Source organism: Pseudoxanthomonas sp. YR558 (assembly GCF_900116385.1).
GTDB lineage: Bacteria > Pseudomonadota > Gammaproteobacteria > Xanthomonadales > Xanthomonadaceae > Pseudoxanthomonas_A.
In genome coordinates this window covers 660,454-673,618 of sequence record NZ_FPCI01000001.1, presented here as the reverse complement: position 1 = coordinate 673,618, position 13,165 = coordinate 660,454, and the positions used below count along the sequence as shown (strand labels likewise).

Below are 13,165 nucleotides of genomic sequence, written 5' to 3'. Positions count from 1 at the left end.
TGTGACACCGGGATACCACTTACAGGCCACATGCACCGCTTCCGCGCCGCCCTTCTTCTGTCCTGCCTACTCGCTTGTGCCCCCGTGATGGCGCAGGAGCGGGTGATCCCGACGGAGAACGTGCGGCTGGACTATGCCCAGGTGCTCAGCGTGGAGCCGGTGTACCAGACCCTGCGGGCCACCCGTACCGAGCAGCGCTGCGAGGAGGTGCCTGCGGCCAAGCCCGAACCCGCCGCACACGCGGACGAAAGTCGCTGGTCGAAGGTGGTCAGTTCCGTGAAAGGCTGGTTCGGGGGTGAGGAAGAAACGGCGCCTCCGGTGGCCCCGCCGACGGGGACCGTGCGGACCAATTGCCGTGCGGTGCCGGTGGAACGCGAGTTCCAGCGTCCCATCGCCTATGACGTGGATTACATCTACAAAGGCGTGAAGTACCGCTCCCGCCTCGCCGAGGATCCGGGCAACCGCCTGCGCATCCGGGTTTCGGTGGTGCCTTACGTCGTGCCCACGCTGCCCGCCGCCAGCACACCCTGACGCGTGGCATGCGCCCAAGGTAGCCTTGCGCTGCGCCGCAGCACATGCGAGCATTCGCGCCCATGAAGATGAACGCACACGCCCATGCTGACAGCGCGGCCCGCCAGGCCTCGAGCATGACGTCGCGTGCCCGTCGACCGGAATCCTGCATCTAGCTGGGTACCCCGGACGTCGTCGCTTGTTCACCGGAACCCAGCCAGAGGCTGGGTTTTTTCGTTTCTGAAGCCCGTTTTGCCACATTCCCGAAACCAGGATGCCGTAATGAAGCACTTCTTGAACACGCAGGACTGGAGCCGCACCGAGCTGGACGCCCTGCTGACGCAGGCTGCCCTCTACAAGCAGCACAAGCTGGGCGATGCGCTCAAGGGCAAATCGATCGCGTTGGTGTTCTTCAACCCGTCCATGCGTACCCGCACCAGCTTCGAACTGGGTGCTTTCCAGCTGGGTGGCCACGCCGTGGTGCTGCAGCCGGGCAAGGACGCGTGGCCGATCGAGTTCAACCTGGGCACGGTGATGGACGGCGACACCGAGGAGCACATCGCCGAGGTGGCGAAGGTGCTGGGCCGCTACGTGGATCTGATCGGCGTGCGTGCCTTCCCGAAATTCGTCGACTGGGCCTACGACCGCGAGGACATCGTCCTGAAGTCGTTCGCGAAGTATTCGCCGGTGCCGGTGATCAACATGGAGACGATCACCCATCCCTGCCAGGAACTCGCGCATGCGCTGGCGCTGCAGGAGCACTTCGGCACGTCCGACCTGCGTGGCAAGAAGTACGTGCTCACCTGGACGTACCACCCCAAGCCGCTCAACACCGCGGTCGCCAACTCGGCGCTGACCATCGCCACCCGCATGGGCATGGACGTGACCCTGCTGTGCCCCACGCCCGACTACGTGCTCGATGAACGCTACATGGGCTGGGCCGAGCAGAACGTGGCCGAAAGCGGCGGTTCGCTACAGGTCAGCCACGACATCAACAGCGCCTATGCCGGCGCCGACGTGGTGTACGCCAAGAGCTGGGGCGCGCTGCCGTTCTTCGGCAACTGGGAGCCCGAGAAACCCATCCGCGACCAGTACAAGCACTTCATCGTCGACGAGCGGAAGATGGCGCTGACCAACAACGGCGTCTTCAGCCACTGCCTGCCGCTGCGCCGCAACGTGAAGGCCACCGACGGCGTGATGGATTCGCCGCAGTGCATCGCCATCGACGAAGCCGAGAACCGCCTGCACGTGCAGAAGGCCATCATGGCCGCGCTGATCAAGTAGGGCGGGCCTTGGCCCGCCGCTCCTGACCGGCAAGACACCACAAACCAGATCCGGCGGACCAAGGCCCGCCCTACGAGACTCAAGATGACCACCCCCCACGAATCCAAAGACATCGTCCTCGCCTTCTCCGGCGGCCTCGACACCAGCTTCTGCGTGCCCTACCTGAAGGAGCGCGGCTGGAACGTCCACACCGTGTTCGCCGACACCGGCGGCGTGGATGCCGAAGAACGCGCCTACATCGAACAGCGCGCCGCCGACCTGGGCGTGGCCAGCCACGTCACCGTCGATGGCGGCCCGGCGATCTGGGACGGCTTCGTCCGGCCGTTCGTGTGGGCCGGCGAGGGCTACCAGGGCCAGTACCCGTTGCTTGTGTCCGACCGCTACCTGATCGTCGACGCCGCGCTGAAGCGGGCGGCCGAGCTGGGCACGAACGCGATTGCGCACGGCTGCACCGGCATGGGTAACGACCAGGTGCGCTTCGACCTCGCGGTCAAGGCCAGCGGCGACTACCGCATCGTCGCGCCGATCCGCGAGATCCAGAAGGAGCACACCCAGACCCGCGCCTACGAACAGGCGTATCTCGAAGAGCGCGGCTTCGGCGTGCGTGCCAAGCAGAAGAGCTACACCATCAACGAGAACCTGCTCGGCCTGACCATGTCCGGTGGTGAGATCGACACCTGGTCCGCCCCCGGCGAAGGCGCGCGTGGCTGGTGCGCACCGCGCGCCGAATGGCCGGTGGAACCGTTGCGCGTCACGGTCGGCTTCAAGAACGGCGAAGCGGTCAGCCTGGACGGCCAGCCGGTCGCCGGCGCTGCGCTGCTGGCGAAGTTGAATGCGTTGTTCGCGCCTTACGGTGTGGGCCGCGGCGTCTACACCGGCGACACCGTGATCGGCCTGAAGGGCCGCATCGTGTTCGAAGCGCCGGGCCTGGTGTCGCTGCTGGCGGCGCACCGCGCGCTGGAAGAGGCCGTGCTGACCAAGCAGCAGAACCGTTTCAAGCCCGAGATCGCGCGCAAGTGGGTGGAGCTGGTGTACGAAGGCTTCTACCACGATCCGCTCAAGGCCGATCTGGAGGCGTTCCTGCAGTCTTCGCAGGCCACGGTCAATGGCGACGTGGTGCTGGAGACCCGCGGCGGCCGCGTCGATGCTGTCGCGGTGAAGTCACCGCACATCCTCAACGCCAAGGGCGCGACGTACGCGCAGTCGGCGGACTGGGGCGTCGAGGAAGCCGAGGGCTTCATCAAGCTGTTCGGCATGAGCTCGACCCTGTGGGCCGAGATCAATCGCTGAGCGGAAACCCCTGGATGAGCGGCATGCGCATCAGCACGGACAAGGCGGAACTGGATCTCCCGTTGATCCATCGTTTCCTTTCGACCCAGGCGTATTGGAGCCTGGGCATTCCGGAGGACACGGTGGCGCGTGCAGTCGAGGGTTCGCTGTGCTTCGGCGGCCATGTCGCTGGCGTGGGGCAGGTGGCGTTCGCGCGGGTCGTATCCGACTTCGCGACGTTCGCCTACCTGGCCGACGTGTTCGTGCTGCCAGACTATCGCGGCCACGGCTACAGCAAGCAGCTGGTCGCCGCGGTCATGATGCATCCGCAATTGCAGGGGCTGCGCCGGTTCATGCTGGCGACGTCCGATGCGCATGGGTTGTACGCGCAGTACGGCTTCGCTACGCCGACCAACCCGCAGACGCTGATGGAAGTGCTGCGTTCCAACCCCTATACCGAGACGAAAACCGCATGACGCTGCTCGAAGCCACGCTCAAGCACCTCGAAGCGCTGGTGTCGTTCGACACCCGCAACCCGCCCCGCGACATCAGTACCGGCGGCATCTTCGACTACCTGCGCGCGCAGTTGCCGGATTTCCAGGTCGAGGTCATCGACCATGGCGCCGGCGCGGTCACGCTGTTCGCGGTGCGCGGGCAGCCCAAGCGCGTGTTCAACGTGCACCTGGACACGGTGCCGTCCTCGCCGGCGTGGAGCGCCGACCCGCACGTGCTGCGCGTCGAAGGCGATCGCGCGATCGGCCTGGGGGCCTGCGACATCAAGGGTGCGGCGGCGGCACTCGTGGCCGCCGCACAGGTGACACAGGGCGATGCGGCGTTCCTGTTCACGACGGACGAAGAGGCGAACGACGCACGCTGCATCGCCGCGTTCCTCGCCCGCGATCATGGCTTCGGCGAAGCGATCATCGCCGAGCCGACGCAGTGCCAGGCGGTGCTTGCACACCGCGGCATCAGTGCCGTCCGGATGGCGTTCACGGGGCAGGCCGGGCACGCCTCCGCCGAGAACGCGCTGTCGTTGAGCGCCCTGCACAACGCGATGCGCTGGGGCACGTCGGCGCTGGATTTCGTGCAGGCCCAGCATCATCTGCGCTTCGGCGGGCTGACCGGCTTGCGCTTCAACATCGGTCGGGTGGAGGGTGGCATCAAGGCCAACATGATTGCGCCCAGCGCCGAGGTGCGCTTCGGCTTCCGTCCGCTGCCTTCGCAGGACCCCGCCGACCTGCACGCGACGTTCCGTAGTTTCGCCAATCCCGATGCCTTGGCCGACTACGAAGAAACCTTCCGTGGCCCGTCGCTGCCGTCCGGCGATGTCGCGCGCGCGGAGGAGCGCCGCCTGGCCGCACGCGACCTCGCCGACGAACTCGGCTTGCCGATCGGCAATGCCGTGGACTTCTGGACGGAGGCGTCGCTATTTTCCGCCGCCGGCCTGACCGCCTTCGTCTACGGCCCGGGCGACATCGCCCAAGCCCATACCGCCGACGAGTGGGTATCGCTGGAGCAGTTGCAGCAATACGCCGACAGCGTGGCGAGGATCCTCCAGTAGCGTCGTAGGGCGGGCCCCGGCCCGCCATGCGGAACCGATGATGTGGTGGGCCAGGGCCCACCCTACGAAAAGCAAGAAGACATGGAATCGAACAAGCAAACCCGCCAGACCATCATCCGCCTGCTGTCCAGCATGGCCAGCGCGAAGGAGATTTCGCAGTACGTCAAGCGCTTCTCGCAGTTGGACGCCAAGCGTTTCGCCGTCGTGAAGGTGGGCGGCGCCGTGTTGCGCGACGACCTGGAGTCGCTGACGTCCTCGCTGACCTTCCTGCAGGAAGTCGGCCTGACGCCCATCGTCGTGCACGGCGCGGGGCCGCAGCTGGATGAGGAAATGACGGCGGCCGGCATCACCAAGCAGACCGTCAACGGCCTGCGCGTCACCACGCCCGAAGTGCTGGCGATCGTGCGCAAGGTGTTCCTGCAGCAGAACCTCGCGCTGGTCGAGGCCTTGCAGCAGGTCGGTGCGCGCGCGACGTCCATCGTGTCGGGTGTATTCGAAGCCGAGTACAAGGACCAGGCCACGTACGGCCTGGTCGGCGACGTCACCCGCATCAATCAGGCGCCGATCGAGGCGAGCCTGAAGGCCGGCTCCATCCCGGTCATCGCCAGCATGGGCGAAACCGTCGGTGGACAGATACTCAACATCAACGCCGACTTCGCTGCCAACGAGTTGGTGCAGGTGCTGCAGCCGTACAAGATCATCTTCCTGACCGGTACTGGCGGCTTGCTGGATGCAGAAGGCCGCGTGATCGATTCGATCAACTTGTCGACCGAGTACGACGAGCTGATGGCGCAGCCCTGGATCAACGGGGGGATGCGGGTGAAGATCGAGCAGATCAAGGATCTGCTGGACCGGCTGCCGCTGACTTCGTCGGTCTCCATCACCAAGCCGGCGGAGCTGGCCAAGGAACTCTTCACCCATCGCGGCTCCGGCACACTGGTGCGCAAGGGCGAGCGCGTGCTGCGTTTCGAGGGCGGCTGGGAAGGCGTGAATCTGCCGCGGTTGAAGACGCTGATCGAATCCAGTTTCGGCCGCACGCTGCTGCCCGACTACTTCGAGCGCACCACGCCGTACCGCGTCTACATCAGCGAGAACTACCGTACCGCGCTGATCCTCACCCGCGAGGAAGGCTTTGCCTATCTCGACAAGTTCGCCGTGCTCGACGATGCGCAGGGCGAAGGCTTGGGCCGTGCCGTGTGGCACGTGATGCGCGAGGAGAATCCGCAGCTGTTCTGGCGCTCCCGCCACAACAATCAGGTCAACATCTTCTACTACGCCGAGTCCGACGGTTGCTACAAGCAGGAGAAGTGGAAGGTGTTCTGGTACGGCATCGACGGCTTCGCCGACATCGAGCGCTGCGTGGCGCATTGCCGTACGCGTCTGCCGACCTTGAAGGACTGAGATGAGCGCTTCGATCCCAACGGCATGGCAGAAGGTACCGGTCCTGGCGGGCCGCCATGCGCGCCTCGAGCCGATGTCGCGCGACCATGTGGACGGCCTGCGCGCGGCGCTGGCCGGCGACGAACTGGCGGCCTTGTGGTTCACGCAGGTGCCGAAAGCCGCGGATGCGGCGGGCTATGTGGATGCGGTGCTCGCGGCGCAGGCCGACGGCCGCGTGCTGCCGTTCGTGGTGCGGGATGCGGGCGGCCGCATCGTGGGCAGCACCCGGTTCTACGGACTGGAAGCCGACGTGCCCAAACTCAGCATCGGCTACACCTGGTATGCGCCTGACGTGCAGCGCACGGGCGTCAACACCGAAACCAAGCTGCTGCTGCTCACGCATGCCTTCGAGACACTGGGCTGCATCAGCGTGGTCTTCGAGACCAGCTGGTTCAACCATCGCTCGCGTGCGGCGATCGCCCGGCTCGGCGCAAAGCAGGACGGGGTGCTACGCAACCACAAGCGGCATGCCGACGGATCGCCACGCGACACCGTCGTCTTCTCGATCATCGATGGCGAATGGCCGGCGGTGAAGCGCAACCTGCTGGCGAAGCTCGCCCGGCACGAACAGGATTCCCCATGAGCACGACCAAGACCGTCGGCATCGTCGGCGCCCGCGGCCACACCGGCGCGGAGCTGATCCGCCTGATTGCCCGCCATCCGTACCTCGAGCTGGTGTTCGTGTCCTCACGCGAGCTGGATGGGCAGAAGGTCAGCGATCACATTCCCGAGTTCGCAGGCGAGCTGCGCTACGAGAACCTGAGCCACGAGCAGGTCGGCGGCAAGGGCGCGGATGCCGTGATCCTGGCGCTGCCGAACGGCAAGGCAGCCGAACTGGTCGCCGCCATCGACGCGCAGGCGCCGGACACCGTGGTGATCGACTTGTCGGCGGATTTCCGCTTCGACGAGCATTGGTACTACGGCCTGCCCGAACTGACCCGGCAGCGGTACGCCGGCGAGAAGCGCATCAGCAATCCCGGTTGTTATGCCACCGCCATGCAACTGGCGATTGCGCCGTTGCTCGGTCGCCTGGCGGGTCCGCCGCAATGCTTCGGCGTGTCCGGCTATTCCGGCGCCGGAACCTCGCCGTCGGACAAGAACAACACCGACCTGCTGCGCGACAACCTGATGCCGTACGCGCTGACCGACCACATGCATGAGCGCGAAGTCAGCCGCCACCTGGGCCTGCCTATCGAGTTCATGCCGCACGTCGCGCCGCACTTCCGCGGCATCACGATGACGGTCAACCTGTGGCTGCAGCAACCGGCGAAGATCGAAGACATCCGTAAGCTCTACCGCGATCGCTATGCGGGCGAAGCGTTGATCCAGGTGCTGGACGAGGCGCCATGGGTCAGTCGCATCGCCGGCCGGCATGATGTCGAAATCGGCGGCTTCACCCTCGCACCCGGCGGCAAGCGTCTGGTCGTGGTCGCGACGCTCGACAATCTGCTGAAGGGCGCGGCGACGCAGGCGATGCAGAACCTCAACCTCGCGTTCGGATTCGGCGAACTCGACAGCATTCCGCAGGAGACGACGGCATGAGCGACCTGTTGTGGCAGAAGCCCGGCGTGGCGGTGGATGCGGAGATCCAGCGTTTCCTGGCCGGCGACGACGTGGTGCTGGACCGCGAATTCTTCCTGCACGACATCCAGGCCAGCACGGCGCATGCCGAAGGCCTGCAGCGCATCGGCATCCTGTCCGGCGACGAGTTGGCGGGCCTCAAGCGCGAGCTGGCGTTGCTGGCGGATGATTTCCGTCGCGGCGACTTCGTCCTGGATGAACGCTACGAAGACGGCCACTCCGCCATCGAGGCCAGGCTGACCGAGCGGTTGGGCGATGCGGGTCGCAAGATCCATACCGGCCGCAGCCGGAACGACCAGATCCTGGTCGCCACGCGCCTGTGGCTGAAGGAGAAGCTGGCGCGCGTGGCGGTGCTGTCGCGCGAAGTGGCCAAGGTGGCGCTGGATCGCGCGCGGGCCGAACGCGACTTGCCGATCCCGGGCTATACCCATATCCAGCGCGCCGTGGTGTCGTCCGCCGGCATGTGGTGGGCGGGGTGGGCCGAGGCGTTCATCGACAACACGATGCGCGCCCGCGACACGCTGAAGCTGGTGGACGCCAATCCGCTCGGCACCGCGGCCGGCTATGGCGTCAACCTGAAGCTCGACCGCGAGCACACGACCGCGGCGCTCGGCTTCGCGCGCATGCAGGTGAGCCCGATCTACGCGCAGCTCTCGCGCGGAAAGTTCGAACTGGCCGCGCTGGAAGCGCTCGGTGGTGCCACCCTCGACCTGCGCCGCATCGCCTGGGACCTATCGCTGTTCACGAGCGCGGAGTTCGGTTTCGTCGCGTTGCCTTCGCAGTACACGACGGGCAGTTCGATCATGCCGAACAAGCGCAATCCCGACGTCATCGAACTGATGCGCGCCACCCACGCCAGCGTGGCGGCGGCGCGCACGGAGATCGAGCAGTTGCTGTCGTTGCCGTCGGGGTACCACCGCGATCTGCAGGCCAGCAAGGGTGCGATCTTCCATGGCTTCGGTCGTGGCCTGCCGGCGCTCGAACTGTTGCCGGCATTGCTCGCGAACCTGGAGTGGCGCGAAGACCGCCTGCGTGCCGCGATCGATTCCGGCATGTACGCCACCGACGTCGCCGTGGAAGCGGCCGTCGCCGGTGTGCCGTTCCGCGAAGCGTACAAAGCGGCGGCTGCGTCCGCGGATACGGCCGGGCAGGGGCGCTCGCCCGAGGGCAGCTTGGCTGCGCGCGTATCGCCGGGTGCCGGCGCGGATCTCCGTCTGGACACGCTGATGGCGCGCTGGGACGCCCTGTGAAGCGCTATCTCGTCATGGCCATGCGGCGACCTGCATTCGACGAGGGCGCGATCGCACCGCACCTCGCCTTCCTGGACGAGCTGCGCGACAGCGGCCATCTCGAGATGACCGGGGGCTTCAGCGACAAGACCGGTGGTGCCTACGTGCTGGTCAACCTCGATTCGCTTGAGCAGGCCCGTGCGATCGCGGCACGCGATCCGCTGGCGACGCTCGGCACGTCCGACCTCACCGTCTACGAATGGAACACACGCTGAGCTGAGACGATGACCCACGCCGTGCCGCCACCGTTCGAAGAACAAGCATTGCCGACATGGCGTCGCGCCGTGCTGAAGGTCGGCAGCAGTCTGTTGGCCGGCGGCGACGAGGGCTTGACCCCGCGCCATGCGCTGGCCCTGGCGCAATTCGTGTCCTCCAGCATCGCCGCGGGCAGGGAAGTGGTTATCGTGTCGTCGGGTGCGGTGGCCGCCGGGCGCGGCCTGTTGCATCGCAAACCGCAGGCCGGCGTTGCGATGGCCGAGCGGCAGGCGCTGGCCGCGCTCGGTCAGGCGCAGTTGATCGCGCTGTGGCAGCGCTTCTTCGACCGGCCGGTAGCGCAGGTACTGCTGACCCACGACGACCTGCGCAATCGCCGGCGCTACCTCAATGCGCGGGCGACCTTGCAGGAATTGCTGGCGCTGGGTGCGCTGCCGATCATCAACGAGAACGACACCGTCTCCGTCGACGAGCTGAAACTCGGCGACAACGACAACCTGGCCGCCGTCGTGGCGGCGCTGATCGATGCCGATGCGCTCTTCATCGCCACCGACATCGACGGCTTCTACACCGCCAACCCGCGCACGCACGCCGATGCCCAGCCGATCCTGGACGTCGAAGCGCTAACACCCGCGTTCTTCGCGATGGCCGGGGGTGCCGGCAGCGGCGTCGGCACCGGCGGCATGCACACCAAGCTCGAAGCGGCCGCGAAGGCCGCCGCCGCGGGCATCGAGACGTTCCTGTTCAACGGTACGCAGGCGACTGCCGTTTCGGCGCTCGCGCGCGGGTCGCTGCTCGGCACGCGGTTCCGCCCGGCGCAGAACCGCCTCGCGGCGCGCAAGTACTGGCTTCGCAACGTGCCGGTCGAAGCCGGTGCGATCGTCGTTGACACCGGGGCGGCCGGTGCGATGACGGGCAAGGGCGCGTCGCTGTTGCCGGGCGGGGTGACCACGGCCGAAGGCGATTTCCGGCGCGGCGACATGGTCGAGGTAGTGTTGCGCGACGGCGAAGGAGACCGCGCCGTCGCGCGCGGCGTGAGCCAGTATTCGGCCGTGGATATCCGCCGCATCGCGCGTCGTCATTCGCGCGACATCGAAGGCATACTCGGTTACACCTACGGCGAGAACGTCGTGCATCGCGACGATCTGGTCCTTCTCTGACGCTTCTCCCGGAGTCCGCATGACTGGCGCGATCACCCAGCAAGCCCTGCAATGCCGCGATGCCGCGCATGCGATCGCCACGCTGCCGACCGAGGCGAAGGACGCGCTGCTGCGGGCGATGGCGGACGCGCTGCTTGCGGATGAAGCGGGGATCCTGGCCGCCAACGCACGCGATATCGAAGCCGCGGAAGCCAAGGGCATTGGCAGTGCGATGCTGGATCGGTTGCGTCTGGATGCCAAACGGCTTCACGGGATTGCGGGCGCCGTGCGCGAAGTCGCCGACCTGCCGGATCCGGTGGGACAGGTCACCCGCGCCTATGACCGGCCGAACGGCATCCACGTGGAGCGCGTGCGCGTGCCGCTGGGCGTGATTGCCATGATCTACGAGGCGCGCCCCAACGTGACCGCTGATGCCGCGGCACTGTGCCTGAAGGCCGGCAATGCAGTGATCCTGCGTGGCGGATCGGAGGCCATCCATTCCAACACCGCCATCGCGGCCGCACTGCGTCGTGCCCTGCGCGAGGCCGGCCTGCCCGAGGCCGTGCTGACGCTGGTCGAGGACCTGCAGCGCGAGACCATCCTGGAGCTGATCCAGCTCAGCGACGTCATCGACCTGGTGATTCCGCGCGGCGGCGAGGGCCTGATCCGCTTCGTCGCCGAACATGCACGCGTGCCGGTGATCAAGCACTACAAAGGCGTCTGCCACCAGTACGTGGACGCGGATGCGGACCAAGACGTGGCGCTCGGCCTCCTGCTCGACGGCAAGGTTTCGCGGCCTTCCGCGTGCAATGCGCTGGAGACGCTGTTGGTCCACCGCGATGTCGCGCCGACTTTCCTGCCGCGCGCCGTGGAAGCCTTGCGCGCCCGTGGCGTGGAAGTGCGCATCGACGAAGCCGGCAGGGCATGGGTGTCCGATGCCGTCCCGGCGAGCGAGGACGACTTCGCGGCCGAGTACCTCGATTTGGTACTCGCCATCGGCGTGGTCGACGACCTGGAGGCCGCCATCGCCCACGTGCGCCGCCACACCTCCGACCATACCGAGGTGATCGTCACCCGTACCCCGGCCCATGCCGAGCGATTCATCCAGGCGCTTCGTTCTGCCGTGGTCATGGTCAATGCGTCCTCTCGATTCTCGGACGGGGGCGAACTGGGGCTGGGGGCGGAGATCGGCATCTCGACCACCCGGCTGCACTCCTACGGCCCCATGGGGCTGGAAGCCCTGACGGTGGAGCGCTTCGTCGTGCGCGGGCAGGGCCAGGTAAGGCATCCCGACCAGCAGTACGGGGGCCCGGCGCAGGGCGCAAAGTGACGTGGCGGGTCACTTTTTTGTGATTCAGTTCGCAAAAGTGAGTTAAAACCGCGTTATTGCGGCATTGCGGGATTGGCACGGCATTTGCACCAAGGGGGCAACCCTTGTCGATGCACGCCCCCATGTACGACGTCAAAACCCCCGCGACCTTCCAGCCGTTCGATGCGCCGCCCCCCGATACCGGGCTCGAGGCCACACAGCCCGCCGCCGAGGCGCCTGCGCGCCGGCGCTTCTACGTACCGATCCGGGTCAAGTACACCCTCATCCTGCTGGCTTCGCTGGCGTGGGCGGGCGTGTCGGTCAAGCTGTCCCAGCCCTGGCTGTCCGAGCTGTCCAAGCCGCTGGGCTTCGGGTTGGCCTTGTTCGTGATCGCGTTCATCGCTTACGTGCCCGGTTTCATGAACGCGTTCCTGATCGGCTCGATCCTTTCCGATCGCCGCCCGGTCCTGCGCAAGTACGACCGCCTGCCGGACGTCTGCGTGCTGGTGGCTTCCTACAACGAGAGCGAGAACATCGCCGACACGCTCACCAGCCTGGCGCGCCAGGATTACCCGGGCACCGTGGAAGTGGTGGTGATCGACGACGGTTCGACCGACGACAGCCTCGCCATCGCCCGCGCGATGGCGGCGCAGCTCAGCCGCCCGGGCCTGCAGATCCGCGTACTGGCGCAGCCCAAGAACGGCGGCAAGTCGAAGGCATTGAACCGCGGTTTTGCCGAGACGCACCAGGCGCTGGTGGTGACCGTCGATGGCGACTCCTACCTACGCGCCGATGCGCTGCGCAAGCTGGTCGAGCGCTTTCTGTCCGATCCGCCCGGCACGGTGGCCGTCGCCGGCGCGGTGCTGGTCCGCAACTCGCGCGAGAACTGGCTGACCCGTAGTCAGGAGTGGGATTACTTCCACGGCATCGCCGCGGTGAAGCGCATGCAGAGCATGTACCACGGCACGCTGGTGGCGCAGGGCGCGTTCTCGCTTTACACCCGCGAGGCGCTGGATGAGGTCGGCGGTTGGCCCGAGTGCGTCGGCGAAGACATCGTGGTGTCCTGGGCGCTGCTCGAGACCGGTGCCCGCATCGGCTACTGCGAGGAAGCTTGTCTGTTCACCAAGGTGCCGACCAAGGTCGGCCAGTTCTCCCGCCAGCGCCAGCGCTGGTCGCGCGGCCTGATGGAAGCCTTCGCGCGCCACGGCAGTCTGCTGTTCAAGCCCCGCATGACCACGCTGTTCATCTGGTGGAATCTGCTGTTCCTGCCGCTGGACCTGGTCTACACCTTCGCCTTCATCCCCGGCATCGTGCTGGCGCTGTTCGGCTACTACTGGATCGCCGGCATCATGACCTTGTTGGTGCTGCCGCTGGCGGCGCTGTGGAACATCGTGATCTTCCGCGTGCAAGCGCGCATGTTCAAAAGCCAGGACTTGCGCGTGCGCCGGAACATCTCCGGTTTCCTGTTCTACACGTTGGCCTACACCATGATCCTGCAGCCCGTCTGCGTCATGGGCTACGCCGCCGAACTGCTGCGCCTGCGCAAGACCTGGGGTACCAAGTGATGAAG

The 13,165-nt window shown here is 66.6% G+C and carries 13 protein-coding genes; all 13 read left to right on the top strand.

Annotation, left to right across the window (positions count from 1 at the left end; all coding sequences use genetic code 11):
* The first annotated feature begins 87 nt into the window (after positions 1-87).
* The 13 genes from BM365_RS03080 to BM365_RS03020 all read left to right on the top strand — a co-directional run bounded on the left by BM365_RS03080 (position 88) and on the right by BM365_RS03020 (position 13,160).
* Positions 88-531 (top strand): hypothetical protein, encoded by a 444-nt coding sequence (locus BM365_RS03080; RefSeq protein ID WP_093486499.1) that lies wholly within the window; start codon positions 88-90, stop codon positions 529-531.
* 261 nt (positions 532-792) lie between these two features.
* Positions 793-1,794 (top strand): N-acetylornithine carbamoyltransferase, encoded by a 1,002-nt coding sequence (locus tag BM365_RS03075; protein ID WP_093486497.1) that lies wholly within the window; start codon positions 793-795, stop codon positions 1,792-1,794.
* An 84-nt stretch (positions 1,795-1,878) separates the two neighbouring features.
* Positions 1,879-3,084, top strand: coding sequence for an argininosuccinate synthase (locus tag BM365_RS03070; protein WP_093486495.1), 1,206 nt, complete (start codon positions 1,879-1,881; stop codon positions 3,082-3,084).
* Between the two features lie 14 nt (positions 3,085-3,098).
* Positions 3,099-3,539 carry a GNAT family N-acetyltransferase gene (locus tag BM365_RS03065; protein ID WP_093486493.1) on the top strand — a complete coding sequence of 147 codons (441 nt, stop codon included), beginning with the start codon at positions 3,099-3,101 and terminating at the stop codon, positions 3,537-3,539.
* Positions 3,536-4,624, top strand: a complete 1,089-nt coding sequence (locus BM365_RS03060; RefSeq protein WP_093486491.1) for an acetylornithine deacetylase — start codon at positions 3,536-3,538, stop codon at positions 4,622-4,624. The genes BM365_RS03065 and BM365_RS03060 overlap by 4 nt, the downstream gene beginning before the upstream one ends.
* 81 nt (positions 4,625-4,705) lie before the next feature.
* Positions 4,706-6,025 (top strand): acetylglutamate kinase, encoded by a 1,320-nt coding sequence (locus BM365_RS03055; RefSeq protein ID WP_093489427.1) that lies wholly within the window; start codon positions 4,706-4,708, stop codon positions 6,023-6,025.
* Between the two features lies 1 nt (position 6,026).
* Positions 6,027-6,647, top strand: coding sequence for a GNAT family N-acetyltransferase (locus BM365_RS03050; RefSeq protein ID WP_093486489.1), 621 nt, complete (start codon positions 6,027-6,029; stop codon positions 6,645-6,647).
* Positions 6,644-7,606: an N-acetyl-gamma-glutamyl-phosphate reductase gene (argC, locus tag BM365_RS03045; protein ID WP_093486487.1), complete on the top strand. Its 963-nt coding sequence runs from the start codon at positions 6,644-6,646 to the stop codon at positions 7,604-7,606. Before BM365_RS03050 ends, argC begins: the two co-directional genes overlap by 4 nt.
* Positions 7,603-8,895: an argininosuccinate lyase gene (gene argH / locus BM365_RS03040; protein WP_093486485.1), complete on the top strand. Its 1,293-nt coding sequence runs from the start codon at positions 7,603-7,605 to the stop codon at positions 8,893-8,895. The genes argC and argH overlap by 4 nt, the downstream gene beginning before the upstream one ends.
* Before the next feature lie 14 nt (positions 8,896-8,909).
* Positions 8,910-9,149 carry a YciI family protein gene (locus tag BM365_RS03035; RefSeq protein WP_093489425.1) on the top strand — a complete coding sequence of 80 codons (240 nt, stop codon included), beginning with the start codon at positions 8,910-8,912 and terminating at the stop codon, positions 9,147-9,149.
* Positions 9,150-9,158: 9 nt separating this feature from the next.
* Positions 9,159-10,307, top strand: a complete 1,149-nt coding sequence (proB, locus tag BM365_RS03030) for a glutamate 5-kinase (protein ID WP_093486483.1) — start codon at positions 9,159-9,161, stop codon at positions 10,305-10,307.
* Between the two features lie 19 nt (positions 10,308-10,326).
* Positions 10,327-11,616, top strand: a complete 1,290-nt coding sequence (locus BM365_RS03025) for a glutamate-5-semialdehyde dehydrogenase (protein WP_093486481.1) — start codon at positions 10,327-10,329, stop codon at positions 11,614-11,616.
* A gap of 122 nt (positions 11,617-11,738) precedes the next feature.
* Positions 11,739-13,160, top strand: coding sequence for a glycosyltransferase family 2 protein (locus BM365_RS03020; RefSeq protein WP_093486479.1), 1,422 nt, complete (start codon positions 11,739-11,741; stop codon positions 13,158-13,160).
* Positions 13,161-13,165: the final 5 nt, after the last annotated feature.